This is a genomic window from Escherichia sp. XD33 (assembly GCF_019375075.1).
Lineage (GTDB): Bacteria > Pseudomonadota > Gammaproteobacteria > Enterobacterales > Enterobacteriaceae > Enterobacter > Enterobacter flexneri_A.
Genome location: NZ_JAENDM010000041.1, coordinates 1 through 14,628, shown reverse-complemented (window position 1 = coordinate 14,628; position 14,628 = coordinate 1). Strand labels below are relative to the sequence as shown.

The 14,628-nt window shown below is 52.3% G+C and carries 14 protein-coding genes and 1 pseudogene; 8 read left to right on the top strand and 7 right to left on the bottom strand.

The genetic code is table 11. From position 1 onward, the window contains the following. The first annotated feature begins 55 nt into the window (after window positions 1–55). From K0778_RS19170 to K0778_RS19160, 3 genes are read left to right on the top strand one after another with little or no spacing between them, the layout of a single operon-like run. Entirely contained in the window at window positions 56–694 is a 639-nt protein-coding gene (locus tag K0778_RS19170; protein ID WP_001619011.1) for a YjbF family lipoprotein, read from the top strand. Further along, window positions 691–1,428 carry a capsule biosynthesis GfcC family protein gene (locus K0778_RS19165; protein WP_000595558.1) on the top strand — a complete coding sequence of 246 codons (738 nt, stop codon included), beginning with the start codon at window positions 691–693 and terminating at the stop codon, window positions 1,426–1,428. Before K0778_RS19170 ends, K0778_RS19165 begins: the two co-directional genes overlap by 4 nt. After that, window positions 1,428–3,524, top strand: a complete 2,097-nt coding sequence (locus tag K0778_RS19160; RefSeq protein WP_000745706.1) for a YjbH domain-containing protein — start codon at window positions 1,428–1,430, stop codon at window positions 3,522–3,524. Before K0778_RS19165 ends, K0778_RS19160 begins: the two co-directional genes overlap by 1 nt. Window positions 3,525–3,570: 46 nt before the next feature. Here the strand turns inward: K0778_RS19160 and K0778_RS19155 are convergent, their stop codons facing one another. Further along, window positions 3,571–3,849, bottom strand: a complete 279-nt coding sequence (locus K0778_RS19155) for a periplasmic protein (protein WP_001295279.1) — start codon at window positions 3,847–3,849, stop codon at window positions 3,571–3,573. Here K0778_RS19155 and K0778_RS19150 point away from each other — a divergent pair, their 5' ends adjacent. Beyond that, window positions 3,850–3,993: a hypothetical protein gene (locus K0778_RS19150; protein ID WP_000487766.1), complete on the top strand. Its 144-nt coding sequence runs from the start codon at window positions 3,850–3,852 to the stop codon at window positions 3,991–3,993. It abuts the gene before it with no gap. Between the two features lie 125 nt (window positions 3,994–4,118). Continuing rightward, window positions 4,119–4,529, top strand: coding sequence for a phosphate-starvation-inducible protein PsiE (psiE, locus tag K0778_RS19145; protein ID WP_000202902.1), 411 nt, complete (start codon window positions 4,119–4,121; stop codon window positions 4,527–4,529). A 43-nt stretch (window positions 4,530–4,572) separates the two neighbouring features. Here psiE and xylE read toward each other — a convergent pair whose 3' ends face one another. From xylE to malE, 4 genes are all read right to left on the bottom strand, one after another. Beyond that, entirely contained in the window at window positions 4,573–6,048 is a 1,476-nt protein-coding gene (gene xylE / locus K0778_RS19140) for a D-xylose transporter XylE (RefSeq protein ID WP_001097274.1), read from the bottom strand. Between the two features lie 371 nt (window positions 6,049–6,419). Continuing rightward, window positions 6,420–7,310 (bottom strand): maltose ABC transporter permease MalG, encoded by an 891-nt coding sequence (gene malG / locus K0778_RS19135; protein WP_001252058.1) that lies wholly within the window; start codon window positions 7,308–7,310, stop codon window positions 6,420–6,422. A 14-nt stretch (window positions 7,311–7,324) separates the two neighbouring features. Beyond that, window positions 7,325–8,869 carry a maltose ABC transporter permease MalF gene (malF, locus tag K0778_RS19130; RefSeq protein WP_001297290.1) on the bottom strand — a complete coding sequence of 515 codons (1,545 nt, stop codon included), beginning with the start codon at window positions 8,867–8,869 and terminating at the stop codon, window positions 7,325–7,327. Between the two features lie 153 nt (window positions 8,870–9,022). Further along, on the bottom strand, window positions 9,023–10,213 hold the full coding sequence (gene malE, locus K0778_RS19125) for a maltose/maltodextrin ABC transporter substrate-binding protein MalE (protein ID WP_000695387.1): 1,191 nt from the start codon (window positions 10,211–10,213) through the stop codon (window positions 9,023–9,025). A 364-nt stretch (window positions 10,214–10,577) separates the two neighbouring features. Between malE and malK the strand changes: the two genes are divergently transcribed. After that, window positions 10,578–11,693: a maltose/maltodextrin ABC transporter ATP-binding protein MalK gene (gene malK / locus K0778_RS19120; RefSeq protein WP_000179165.1), complete on the top strand. Its 1,116-nt coding sequence runs from the start codon at window positions 10,578–10,580 to the stop codon at window positions 11,691–11,693. Window positions 11,694–11,764: 71 nt separating this feature from the next. Then, complete coding sequence (gene lamB / locus K0778_RS19115; protein ID WP_000973663.1) at window positions 11,765–13,105, top strand: maltoporin LamB; 1,341 nt, start codon at window positions 11,765–11,767, stop codon at window positions 13,103–13,105. Window positions 13,106–13,118: 13 nt separating this feature from the next. Here lamB and K0778_RS28625 read toward each other — a convergent pair. Continuing rightward, window positions 13,119–13,239, bottom strand: a pseudogene (locus tag K0778_RS28625) (hypothetical protein); the annotation flags it as partial. Window positions 13,240–13,347: 108 nt separating this feature from the next. Here K0778_RS28625 and malM point away from each other — a divergent pair. Beyond that, on the top strand, window positions 13,348–14,268 hold the full coding sequence (malM, locus tag K0778_RS19110; RefSeq protein ID WP_001326641.1) for a maltose operon protein MalM: 921 nt from the start codon (window positions 13,348–13,350) through the stop codon (window positions 14,266–14,268). Between the two features lie 135 nt (window positions 14,269–14,403). On the opposite strand, the gene K0778_RS19105 is transcribed toward malM, so the two are convergent. Continuing rightward, window positions 14,404–14,628, bottom strand: a 225-nt coding sequence (locus K0778_RS19105) for an IS1 family transposase (protein WP_024169623.1), incomplete at its 5' end; no start/stop codon positions are given.

Below are 14,628 nucleotides of genomic sequence, written 5' to 3'. Positions count from 1 at the left end.
GGATTAACCATAACCACACTCCGGTGTGGTTATTCTGCCCCTCTGGAGAAGAGTCGTGAAGCGACCTGCACTCATTCTTATCTGCCTGTTATTACAGGCCTGTTCAGCCACGACTAAAGAGCTGGGCAATTCACTGTGGGACAGTCTGTTCGGCACGCCAGGCGTACAGCTGACGGACGATGATATTCAAAATATGCCCTACGCCAGCCAGTACATGCAGCTTAATGGCGGGCCGCAATTGTTTGTGGTGCTGGCCTTCGCTGAAGACGGACAACAAAAATGGGTCACTCAGGATCAAGCCACTCTCGTCACACAACATGGTCGTCTGGTGAAGACTTTGCTTGGCGGCGACAACCTGATTGAAGTGAATAACCTTGCCGCCGACCCGCTGATTAAACCCGCACAAATCATTGATGGTGCAACCTGGACGCGCACGATGGGCTGGACCGAGTATAAGCAGGTACGCTACGCCACCGCACGATCAGTCTTCAAATGGGATGGCACCGATACCGTCAAAGTCGGCAGCGATGAAACCCCGGTTCGCGTGCTGGACGAAGAAGTCTCCACCGACCAGGCGCGCTGGCATAACCGCTATTGGATCGACAGCGAAGGGCAAATTCGCCAGTCGGAACAGTATCTCGGCGCGGATTATTTTCCGGTGAAAACCACTCTCATCAAGGCGGCAAAACAATGATTAAACAAACTATTGTCGCGTTGCTTTTGAGTGTGGGAGCGTCATCGGTCTTCGCGGCAGGAACCGTCAAGGTGTTCAGCAATGGCAGCAGTGAGGCCAAAACGCTAACGGGCGCAGAGCATTTAATCGATCTGGTAGGCCAACCGCGGCTGGCAAACAGCTGGTGGCCCGGTGCGGTGATTAGCGAAGAGCTGGCAACGGCGGCAGCATTGCGTCAGCAGCAGGCGTTGCTGACACGGCTGGCAGAACAGGGCGCAGATTCCAGCGCCGACGATGCCGCTGCGATTAACGCCTTACGCCAGCAAATTCAGGCGTTGAAAGTGACGGGCAGGCAAAAAATCAATCTTGATCCCGATATCGTCCGCGTTGCCGAACGCGGTAACCCGCCGTTGCAGGGCAACTACACGCTGTGGGTCGGACCACCGCCGTCCACGGTCACGTTGTTCGGGCTTATCAGCCGTCCTGGCAAGCAGCCATTCACTCCAGGTCGCGACGTGGCGAGCTATCTCTCTGACCAGAGCCTGCTCAGCGGTGCGGATCGCAGCTACGCGTGGGTGGTTTACCCGGACGGACGCACGCAAAAAGCGCCGGTGGCTTACTGGAACAAGCGTCACGTAGAGCCGATGCCCGGCAGCATTATTTATGTTGGCCTCGCGGACTCCGTCTGGAGTGAGACGCCTGATGCCCTTAACGCCGACATTCTTCAGACTCTGACGCAGCGGATACCTCAATAATGAAAAAAAGACATCTGCTTAGCTTACTGGCGCTGGGCATTAGCATGGCTTGCTACGGCGAAACATATCCTGCGCCCATTGGCCCGTCGCAGTCGGATTTCGGTGGCGTAGGATTATTACAAACGCCCACCGCACGCATGGCGCGGGAAGGGGAGTTGAGCCTGAACTATCGCGATAACGATCAGTACCGTTATTACTCAGCTTCAGTGCAACTCTTCCCGTGGCTGGAAACAACGCTGCGCTACACCGACGTGCGCACCCGGCAGTACAGCAGCGTCGAAGCGTTCTCTGGCGATCAAACGTATAAAGATAAAGCCTTCGATCTCAAACTGCGTTTGTGGGAAGAGAGTTACTGGCTGCCGCAAGTGGCGGTTGGTGCGCGGGATATCGGCGGTACGGGGCTGTTTGATGCGGAATATCTTGTTGCCAGCAAAGCCTGGGGGCCGTTCGATTTTACGCTCGGCCTGGGCTGGGGATATTTGGGCACCAGCGGTAATGTGAAAAATCCGCTCTGTTCAGCCAGTGATAAATATTGCTATCGCGATAACAGCTACAAACAGGCGGGATCTATCGACGGTAGCCAGATGTTCCACGGTCCTGCCTCACTGTTTGGCGGCGTGGAATACCAGACGCCCTGGCAACCGCTGCGCCTGAAACTGGAGTATGAAGGCAATAATTATCAGCAGGATTTTGCCGGGAAGCTGGAGCAAAAAAGTAAGTTTAACGTCGGTGCGATTTATCGCGTTACCGATTGGGCCGACGTTAACCTTAGCTATGAACGTGGCAACACCTTTATGTTTGGCGTTACGTTGCGCACCAACTTTAACGATCTGCGCCCGTCTTACAACGATAACGCCCGCCCGCAATATCAACCGCAGCCGCAGGATGCCATTTTGCAGCATTCGGTGGTGGCGAATCAGTTAACGCTGTTGAAATACAATGCCGGACTTGCCGATCCACAGATCCAGGCGAAAGGCGATACGCTGTATGTTACCGGCGAGCAGGTGAAATATCGTGATTCGCGCGAAGGGATCATCCGTGCGAATCGGATCGTGATGAACGATCTGCCGGATGGGATCAAAACGATCCGCATTACGGAAAATCGCCTTAACATGCCGCAGGCGACGACGGAAACCGATGTCGCCAGCCTGAAAAATCATCTCGCCGGAGAGCCGTTGGGCCACGAAACGACGCTGGCGCAAAAACGCGTCGAGCCAGTGGTTCCGCAGTCCACCGAGCAGGGCTGGTATATCGACAAATCACGCTTTGATTTCCATATCGATCCGGTGCTGAACCAGTCGGTCGGTGGCCCGGAAAACTTTTACATGTATCAGCTGGGCGTGATGGGAACGGCAGATTTGTGGCTGACGGACCATCTGCTGACCACCGGCAGCCTGTTTGCAAATCTTGCCAACAACTACGACAAGTTTAACTACACTAATCCTCCGCAGGACTCGCACTTACCGCGCGTGCGTACCCATGTGCGCGAGTATGTGCAGAACGATGTCTATGTGAATAACCTGCAAGCCAACTACTTCCAGCATCTGGGCAACGGCTTCTACGGTCAGGTCTACGGTGGTTATCTCGAAACCATGTTTGGCGGTGCGGGGGCAGAAGTGTTGTATCGCCCGCTGGACAGCAACTGGGCGTTTGGTCTGGATGCCAACTACGTTAAACAGCGCGACTGGCGTAGTGCAAAAGATATGATGAAATTCACCGACTACAGCGTGAAAACCGGACATCTGACCGCCTACTGGACGCCATCTTTCGCTCAGGATGTGTTAGTTAAAGCCAGCGTCGGGCAGTATCTGGCAGGGGATAAAGGCGGCACGCTGGAGATCGCCAAACGCTTTGATAGCGGCGTGGTGGTGGGTGGCTATGCCACGATCACTAATGTTTCGAAAGAGGAGTACGGCGAAGGGGACTTCACCAAAGGCGTGTATGTCTCGGTACCGTTGGATCTCTTCTCGTCTGGCCCGACACGCAGCCGTGCGGCGATTGGCTGGACACCGCTGACGCGTGACGGTGGTCAACAACTTGGGCGTAAGTTCCAGTTGTATGACATGACCAGCGACCGTAGCGTCAATTTCCGCTAAGTCATGGGAAAGGTGCCAGTTTTCGCAATCACTGGCACCCTCATTCTTAATGGCCTGTTGAGCCATCAGGAACGCAGTTCACCCCCGGTTTGCGATCTGGTGTGTAAAGGCGAAAACATTCTGTCTTCCTGTCCGTCGATATCGGTTGCAGGTCTGGTTGCCTGAGCGACTGGGCCATCATTGGGCTGGAGACATTGCTTTGCGGTAGGTCGGCTTTATCAGCAGTACCGAGCGGACCAGCATAAGCAGGAAGAACAGAGACTGATAACATCAAAGCAGCAAAATAAGGCTTCATTTTTACCACCTTTATCAGGTTACGTTTCATTTGTTCCAGAGGAACATTGTCGATTTTTCGCGCATTGCTGGTGGCTGGGAATCACCTGAATGGGTGATTTTTGAATTACCGGCTTTGGTGCGGTTTGTCTTGCCGGATGCGCCGCCAGGCGCGGCTTATCCGGCCTACGGGTAGGTATATCCGGCTTTGGTGGAGGCGCGCTCCAAATCCAGGTTGAACAAAACATACACAAAAAATATAGATCTCCGTCACATTTTTGCGTTATACAGGAAGCTCGCCACTGTGAAGGAGGTACTGCTATGACGTCACTCTCTCGTCCGCGCGTGGAGTTTATCTCCACCATTTTGCAGACCGTACTCAATCTTGGCCTGCTGTGCCTCGGCCTGATTTTGGTTGTCTTCCTCGGCAAAGAAACGGTGCATCTGGCTGATGTGCTGTTCGCGCCAGAACAAACCAGCAAATATGAGCTGGTAGAAGGACTGGTGGTTTACTTTCTCTATTTCGAATTTATCGCGCTGATTGTGAAGTACTTTCAGTCCGGTTTTCACTTCCCGCTACGTTACTTTGTCTATATTGGGATCACCGCCATTGTGCGCTTGATCATCGTCGATCATAAATCGCCACTGGATGTGTTGATCTACTCGGCTGCGATCCTGTTACTGGTGATCACCCTGTGGCTGTGTAATTCGAAACGGCTGAAGCGGGAGTAAAAAGTCAGCACGCCGAAATGGCGCGGCGTGCTGGACAGGAAGATTACAGCGTAGCAGTTTGTTGTGTTTTCTTCGTTTCCGGTTCCCAGAGCGCTTCCAGCTCCTCAAGGGTTTTACCTTTGGTTTCCGGGACAAATTTCCACATAAACAGTGCTGCCAGAACGCCCATACAACCGTAAATCCAGTAGGAGAAACCGTTGTGGAAATGGGCCACCAGCCAGGAGTTTTTGTCCATCATCGGGAAGGTCCAGGAGACGAAGTAGTTCGCCAGCCACTGGGCCGCCACCGCGATTGCCAGCGCTTTACCACGAATAGCATTCGGGAAGATTTCCGACAGCAGTACCCAGCATACCGGACCCCAGGACATGGCAAAGGCGGCAACATAGAACAGCATCGACAGTAGCGCCACAATACCCGGTGCCTGAGTGTAAAACGCGGTACCGAGGCTAAACATACCGATTGCCATTCCGAGTGCGCCGATAATTTGCAGTGGCTTACGACCAAATTTATCCACCGTCATAATTGCCAGAACGGTGAAGGTGAGGTTGATAACTCCGACAATAATGGTCTGCAACAGCGCGATATCCGTGCTGGCCCCCAGCGTTTTGAACACTTCCGGCGCGTAGTACAGCACCACATTGATGCCGACAAATTGCTGGAAGATGGAGAGCATTACGCCGATTACAATCACGCCCACGCCAAACATCAGCAGACGACCACCGGTTTTGCGGCCATGATCCAGGGAGTGTTTAATTTCCTGTACTGCCTGAGTTGCAAGCGTGTTGCCCATAATTTTGCGCAGGATACCTTCCGCCTGTTCTTGCTTGCCGCGCGACATCAGCCAGCGAGGACTTTCTGGCACGGTATACAGCAGCATTAAGAACAGCAGTGCAGGGATACATTCCGAGGCAAACATATAACGCCAGCCGTCAGTATTCAGCCAGCTGGCATCACCGGAACGGGCAATAAAATAGTTTACGCAGTAAACTAAAAGTTGCCCGAAAATAATCGCAAACTGGTTAAAAGAGACCAGTTTCCCGCGAATATGAGCTGGAGCCAGTTCCGCAATATACATTGGCGAGAGCATTGAGGCTAAACCAACGCCAATACCGCCAATAATGCGATAAATAACAAATTCCGGGACATAACCTGCCAGATAAACAGGCACTGTGTTGTCCGGGTTTATAGAGGTAAAACCAAGTTCTGGCCAGGCAGAACCTACACCAGAAATAAAAAACAGGACAGCAGCAATCTTAAGTGAATCACGACGACCGAAGCGGTTACTGCAATAACCACCGAGGGCACCGCCGATGATGCAACCAATCAGAGCGCTGGCCACGCAAAACCCTAACAGGGAGTTGGCAGCGGATTCACTTAAGTTTTGTGGAGCAACAAAGACGGTATTGAGTGACTCAACAGTACCGGAAATAACGGCGGTGTCGTAGCCAAATAATAAACCACCTAATGTAGCGACTAAGGTAATCGAAAATATATAACTGGAATTATACTGGGTATTCATTCAGACCTGCCTTAGACCATTCTGATCTTTTATCAGTGCATTGATGTTGGAATTGTCAGGCAGTTAAGGCAATTATCATTTTTTACAATGCGTTTACGTAATGTCTTTTCTGTGATCTTAATTGTGATAATTATCCAAAATTGATAAAAACAATACTATTGCCGTGACTCAGAGCACGAAAGAGAATTATCGTAAGTGGGAAAACAAATAACGTAAAAATAATAAGCTCTATGATGGAAATATTAACCGGCGAACGATTCAGATTGCAGACGAAAGAAAAAAAGGCGCTCCGTGGAGCGCCGAATAACAGTCACAAGTTGGGATAACGTAAGTTGAGGGTGCAGCGGCATAACATTGGCAGAACAACATCTTTAACCTTTCACACCACCTGCCGTCAGGCCGTTGACCAGCCAGCGTTGAGCCAGCAAGAAGACGATGGTGATCGGTAATGCAGACATCACGGCAGCGGCGGCAAAGTCACCCCACAGGTAGTTTTGCGGGTTGAGGTATTGCTGCATCCCCACGGCCAGGGTGTAGCTGTTTACGTCACGCAGTAACAGCGACGCGACCGGAACTTCAGTAATGGCAGCGATAAACGACAGGATGAATACCACCGCCAGAATCGGTACTGACAGCGGCAACAGGACAAGGCGGAAGGCCTGCCACGGTGTCGCACCATCCAGCGCAGCAGCTTCTTCCAGCGAACTGTCGATGGTTTCGAAATAGCCTTTGATGGTCCAGACATGCAGCGCAATCCCACCCAGATACGCGAAAATTACGCCGCCGTGAGTATTCAGGCCAATGAATGGAATGTACTCACCCAGACGATCAAACAACGCATACAACGCGACCAGTGAAAGTACTGCCGGGAACATCTGGAAAATCAGCATTCCTTTCAGCAGCGTCGCTTTGCCTGGAAAGCGCATACGGGCGAAAGCGTAGGCGCAGGTGGTGGAGAGCGCCACAATGCCAATCGCGGAAATCCCGGCGACCTTTACCGAGTTCCACAGCCACAGCAGTACCGGGAATGGCGGTGGCGTAATGCGACCATCAGCCTGTTCAACGCTAAAACCTAACGCCAGTTTCCAGTGATCCCAGGAGATTTGCTCCGGGATCAGGCTGCCGGTCGCAAAGTTTCCCTGACGCAGCGAGATAGCGACGACCATCAGCAGCGGGAACATAATCGCTGCGATAAAAAGTAGCAGTAGCAGGTGAGTAATAAATAAACGAGCTTTTTGCGATTTCGGTTGGACCATTGCCATTTTTGTTATCTCCCTTAATCAAACTTCATTCGCGTGGCTTTCAGGTTCACTATCGCCAGCGCACCCACCAGCAGGAAGATCAGCGTGGCAATTGCTGCCGCCAGACCGAAGTCCTGACCCCCGCCGCCTTCAAAAGCGATGCGGTAGGTGTAGTTAACAAGCAGGTCGGTATAACCGGCTGGCGTGGTCGTGCCAAGACGATCCGGGCCGCCGTTGGTTAACAGTTGAATCAGCACGAAGTTGTTAAAGTTAAAGGCGAAGCTGGCGATCATCAGCGGCGTCAGCGGTTTAATCAGCAGCGGCAGCGTAATCTTAAAGAAGTTCTGGAACGGACCTGCGCCATCCATTGCTGAGGCTTCATACAAATCGTCCGGAATCGCTTTCAGCAAGCCCATGCAGAGGATCATCATGTACGGATAACCCAGCCAGGTATTGACGATAATTAGCATCGTGCGGGCGGTGGTCGGATCGCTGAACCAGGCGGGCTTCACGCCAAACAGCGCGCTCAACATCATGTTGATTTCACCGAAGCTCTGGTTAAACAACCCTTTGAAAATCAAGATTGAAATGAACGATGGCACCGCGTAGGGCAGAATCAGCAGGACGCGATAGACCGCTTTGCCGCGCAACGCTTCCCACTGCACCAGACACGCCAGAACCATGCCGACCGCCACCGTTAAAAAGACAGTGATCAGCGAGAACACCACGGTCCAGACGAAAATGGCGAGGAACGGTTTCTGAATGCCTTCGTCGGTAAAGACGCGGGTAAAGTTTTTCCAGCCGGTGGTCACGGTGTAACCGGGGCTTAGCTTTTCATCACCCCAGTTGCCGTCGGCGGTAATGGACTGGTAAAAGCCAATTTGGTTATTCGGACGATATTTCACGCCGCTCTGATTATTCGTCAACGTGCCGTCACCGTCGAGTGTGTAGAGCGGCTGCGTGCCAGAAAACTGGCGCAGGGAGCTCATCATCACTTTGTTGCCATCCGGCAGAATGGCGGTAATGTCACTCAGCGCCTGACGATTCTGGGTAATCACGCGCAGATTCGCGCGTTCGCCTTCGGGCTGGGCGGTCGTTTCTTTCAGTTGCAGTTTTTGCTCGCCGCCAAATTTAAAAGCGTCGGAGAGGTAATTTTTGCCGGTTTCGCCGTCGCTGAGCGCCAGTTGCCACTCATCGCCCGCCGGGTAAAGACCAAAGTTATAGGTTTTGCCTGCTTGCCAGGAGCGATCTAACAACACTTCCTGCGCACGTTCAAAAGTCAGCTGGTTAGTGCTGCTGTAGTTGGTGAAGGCAATGGCGATGGTGCAGACCAGAGGGAAGAGGACGAATAATCCCATTCCAGCCATTCCCGGGTAAACATAGCGCCAGGCGTAGGCTTTACGATTGGCGAAAATATACAGCCCCGCTGAACTCAATATCAGCGTGGTAATGGCGAACAGGTATTCCCCTTGTGCGTACATTAAAACAACAAGGTAACCCACCAGCAGGCCGAGCAGACCTAGCACTGACCATTTCAGCGCGTCGCTTTGCCACCAATGTTTCTTTTTAATGACATCCATGGGGTTCTTCCTCATTCCAGGACGGATAAGGCTTTCACGCCTTATCCGACAACAACTGCCTGATGCGACGCTGACGCGTCTTATCAGGCCTACATACGTTTCGGTTTTGTAGGCCGGACAAGGCGTTCACGCCGCATCCGGCATTTCACAGCATTACTTGGTGATACGAGTCTGCGCGTCTTTCAGGGCTTCATCGACAGTCTGACGACCGCTGGCGGCGTTGATCACCGCAGTACGCACGGCATACCAGAAAGCGGACATCTGCGGGATGTTCGGCATGATTTCACCTTTCTGGGCGTTTTCCATGGTGGCGGCAATACGTGGATCTTTCGCCAACTCTTCCTCGTAAGACTTCAGCGCTACGGCACCCAGCGGTTTGTCTTTATTAACCGCTTCCAGACCTTCATCAGTCAGCAGATAGTTTTCGAGGAACTCTTTCGCCAGCTCTTTGTTCGGACTGGCGGCGTTAATACCTGCGCTCAGCACGCCAACGAACGGTTTGGATGGTTGACCCTTGAAGGTCGGCAGTACCGTTACACCATAATTCACTTTGCTGGTGTCGATGTTGGACCATGCCCACGGGCCGTTGATGGTCATCGCTGTTTCGCCTTTATTAAAGGCAGCTTCTGCGATGGAGTAATCGGTGTCTGCATTCATGTGTTTGTTTTTAATCAGGTCAACCAGGAAGGTCAGACCCGCTTTCGCGCCAGCGTTATCCACGCCCACGTCTTTAATGTCGTACTTGCCGTTTTCATACTTGAACGCATAACCCCCGTCAGCAGCAATCAGCGGCCAGGTGAAGTACGGTTCTTGCAGGTTGAACATCAGCGCGCTCTTACCTTTCGCTTTCAGTTCTTTATCCAGCGCCGGGATCTCTTCCCAGGTTTTTGGCGGGTTCGGCAGCAGATCTTTGTTATAAATCAGCGATAACGCTTCAACAGCGATCGGGTAAGCAATCAGCTTGCCGTTGTAACGTACGGCATCCCAGGTAAACGGATACAGCTTGTCCTGGAACGCTTTGTCCGGGGTGATTTCAGCCAACAGGCCAGATTGAGCGTAGCCACCAAAGCGGTCGTGTGCCCAGAAGATAATGTCAGGGCCATCGCCAGTTGCCGCAACCTGTGGGAATTTCTCTTCCAGTTTATCCGGATGCTCAACGGTGACTTTAATTCCGGTATCTTTCTCGAATTTCTTACCGACTTCAGCGAGACCGTTATAGCCTTTATCGCCGTTAATCCAGATTACCAGTTTACCTTCTTCGATTTTGGCGAGAGCCGAGGCGGAAAACATCATCGTCGTTAATGCGGATAATGCGAGGATGCGTGCACCTGTTTTTATTTTCATAATCTATGGTCCTTGTTGGTGAAGTGCTCGTGAAAACACCTAAACGGACTCTAGTTTCTTTATACGGCAACCTCTTTCCATCCTCCTTGCCCCTACGCCCCACCGTCGCTTTGTGTGATCTCTGTTACAGAATTGGCGGTAATGTGGAGATGCGCACATAAAATCGCCACGATTTTTGCAAGCAACATCACGAAATTCCTTACATGACCTCGGTTTAGTTCACAGAAGCCGTATTCTCATCCTCCCGCCTCCTCCCCCATAAAAAAGCCAGGGGGTGGAGGATTTAAGCCATCTCCTGATGACGCATAGTCAGCCCATCATGAATGTTGCTGTCGATGACAGGTTGTTACAAAGGGAGAAGGGCATGGCGAGCGTACAGCTGCAAAATGTAACGAAAGCCTGGGGCGAGGTCGTGGTATCGAAAGATATCAATCTCGATATCCATGAAGGTGAATTCGTGGTGTTTGTCGGACCGTCTGGCTGCGGTAAATCGACTTTACTGCGCATGATTGCCGGGCTTGAGACGATCACCAGCGGCGACCTGTTCATCGGTGAGAAACGGATGAATGACACTCCGCCAGCAGAACGCGGCGTTGGTATGGTGTTTCAGTCTTACGCGCTCTATCCCCACCTGTCAGTAGCAGAAAACATGTCATTTGGCCTGAAACTGGCTGGCGCAAAAAAAGAGGTGATTAACCAACGCGTTAACCAGGTGGCGGAAGTGCTACAACTGGCGCATTTGCTGGATCGCAAACCGAAAGCGCTCTCCGGTGGTCAGCGTCAGCGTGTGGCGATTGGCCGTACGCTGGTGGCCGAGCCAAGCGTATTTTTGCTCGATGAACCGCTCTCCAACCTCGATGCTGCACTGCGTGTGCAAATGCGTATCGAAATCTCCCGTCTGCATAAACGCCTGGGCCGCACAATGATTTACGTCACCCACGATCAGGTCGAAGCGATGACGCTGGCCGACAAAATCGTGGTGCTGGACGCCGGTCGCGTGGCGCAGGTTGGGAAACCGCTGGAGCTGTACCACTATCCGGCAGACCGTTTTGTCGCCGGATTTATCGGTTCGCCAAAGATGAACTTCCTGCCGGTAAAAGTGACCGCCACCGCAATCGATCAAGTGCAGGTGGAGCTGCCGATGCCAAATCGTCAGCAAGTCTGGCTGCCAGTTGAAAGCCGTGATGTCCAGGTTGGAGCCAATATGTCGCTGGGTATTCGCCCGGAACATCTACTGCCGAGTGATATCGCTGACGTCATCCTTGAGGGTGAAGTTCAGGTCGTCGAGCAACTCGGCAACGAAACTCAAATCCATATCCAGATCCCTTCCATTCGTCAAAACCTGGTGTACCGCCAGAACGACGTGGTGTTGGTAGAAGAAGGTGCCACATTCGCTATCGGCCTGCCGCCAGAGCGTTGCCATCTGTTCCGTGAGGATGGCACTGCATGTCGTCGACTGCATAAGGAGCCGGGCGTTTAAGCACCCCACAAAACACACAAAGCCTGTCACAGGTGATGTGAAAAAAGAAAAGCAATGACTCAGGAGATAGAATGATGATTACTCTGCGCAAACTTCCTCTGGCGGTTGCCGTCGCAGCGGGCGTAATGTCTGCTCAGGCAATGGCTGTTGATTTCCACGGCTATGCACGTTCCGGTATTGGTTGGACAGGTAGCGGCGGTGAACAACAGTGTTTCCAGACTACCGGTGCTCAAAGTAAATACCGTCTTGGCAACGAATGTGAAACTTATGCTGAATTAAAATTGGGTCAGGAAGTGTGGAAAGAGGGCGATAAGAGCTTCTATTTCGACACTAACGTGGCCTATTCCGTCGCACAACAGAATGACTGGGAAGCTACCGATCCGGCCTTCCGTGAAGCAAACGTGCAGGGTAAAAACCTGATCGAATGGCTGCCAGGCTCCACCATCTGGGCAGGTAAGCGCTTCTACCAACGTCATGACGTTCATATGATCGACTTCTACTACTGGGATATTTCTGGTCCTGGTGCCGGTCTGGAAAACATCGATGTTGGCTTCGGTAAACTCTCTCTGGCAGCAACCCGCTCCTCTGAAGCTGGTGGTTCTTCCTCTTTCGCCAGCAACAATATTTATGACTATACCAACGAAACCGCGAACGACGTTTTCGATGTGCGTTTAGCGCAGATGGAAATCAACCCGGGCGGCACATTAGAACTGGGTGTCGACTACGGTCGTGCCAACTTGCGTGATAACTATCGTCTGGTTGATGGCGCATCGAAAGACGGCTGGTTATTCACTGCTGAACATACTCAGAGTGTCCTGAAGGGCTTTAACAAGTTTGTTGTTCAGTACGCTACTGACTCGATGACCTCGCAGGGTAAAGGGCTGTCGCAGGGTTCTGGCGTTGCATTTGATAACGAAAAATTTGCCTACAATATCAACAACAACGGTCACATGCTGCGTATCCTCGACCACGGTGCGATCTCCATGGGCGACAACTGGGACATGATGTACGTGGGTATGTACCAGGATATCAACTGGGATAACGACAACGGCACCAAGTGGTGGACCGTCGGTATTCGCCCGATGTACAAGTGGACGCCAATCATGAGCACCGTGATGGAAATCGGCTACGACAACGTCGAATCCCAGCGCACCGGCGACAAGAACAATCAGTACAAAATTACCCTCGCACAACAATGGCAGGCTGGCGACAGCATCTGGTCACGCCCGGCTATTCGTGTCTTCGCAACCTACGCCAAGTGGGATGAGAAATGGGGTTACGACTACACCGGTAACGCTGATAACAACGCGAACTTCGGCAAAGCCGTTCCTGCTGATTTCAACGGCGGCAGCTTCGGTCGTGGCGACAGCGACGAGTGGACCTTCGGTGCCCAGATGGAAATCTGGTGGTAATAGCAAAACCTGGGCCGGATAAGGCGTTTACGCCGCATTCGGCAACCAACGCCTGATGCGACGCTTGCGCGTCTTATCAGGCCTACAACGGCTGTCAAATGTAGGCCGGATAAGGCGTTTACGCCGCATCCGGCATAAAAACAGGTTGTCATTATCTGAAAGGGGCGAAAGCCCCTCTGATTATCGGGTTTAGCGCGCTATTGCCTGGCTACCGCTGAGCTCCAGATTTTGAGGTGAAAACAATGAAAATGAATAAAAGTCTCATCGTCCTCTGTTTATCAGCAGGGTTACTGGCAAGCGCGCCTGGAATTAGCCTTGCCGATGTTAACTACGTACCGCAAAACACCAGCGACGCGCCAGCCATTCCATCTGCTGCGCTGCAACAACTCACCTGGACACCGGTCGATCAATCTAAAACCCAGACCACCCAACTGGCGACCGGCGGCCAACAACTGAACGTTCCCGGCATCAGTGGTCCGGTTGCTGCGTACAGCGTCCCGGCAAACATTGGCGAACTGACCCTGACGCTGACCAGCGAAGTGAACAAACAAACCAGCGTTTTTGCGCCGAACGTGCTGATTCTTGATCAGAACATGACCCCATCAGCCTTCTTCCCCAGCAGTTATTTCACCTACCAGGAACCAGGCGTGATGAGTGCAGATCGGCTGGAAGGCGTTATGCGCCTGACACCGGCATTGGGGCAGCAAAAACTTTATGTTCTGGTCTTTACCACGGAAAAAGATCTCCAGCAGACGACCCAACTGCTCGACCCGGCTAAAGCCTATGCCAAGGGCGTCGGTAACTCGATCCCGGATATCCCCGATCCGGTTGCTCGTCATACCACCGATGGCTTACTGAAACTGAAAGTGAAAACGAACTCCAGCTCCAGCGTGTTGGTAGGACCTTTATTTGGTTCTTCCGCTCCAGCTCCGGTTACGGTAGGTAACACGGCGGCACCAGCTGTGGCTGCACCCGCTCCGGCACCGGTGAAGAAAAGCGAGCCGATGCTCAACGACACGGAAAGTTATTTTAATACCGCGATCAAAAACGCTGTCGCGAAAGGTGATGTTGATAAGGCGTTAAAACTGCTTGATGAAGCTGAACGCCTGGGATCGACATCTGCCCGTTCCACCTTTATCAGCAGTGTAAAAGGCAAGGGGTAATTACGCCCCACAGTGCTGATTTTGCAACAACTGGTGCGTCTCCTGGCGCACCTTTTTTTATGCTTCCTTCCTGGGATATGAGCGATTTTTTATAGTAACTCACTTCTTCTTCACTAAGAAGGTAATGACTCCAACTTATTGATAGTGTTTTATGTTCAGATAATGCCCGATGACTTTGTCATGCAGCTCCACCGATTTTGAGAACGACAGTGACTTCCGTCCCAGCCTTGCCAGATGTTGTCTCAGATTCAGGTTATGCCGCTCAATTCGCTGAGTGTAACGCTTGCTGATTACGTGCAGCTTTCCCTTCAGGCGGGATTCATACAGCGGCCAGCCATCCGTCATCCATACCACGACCTC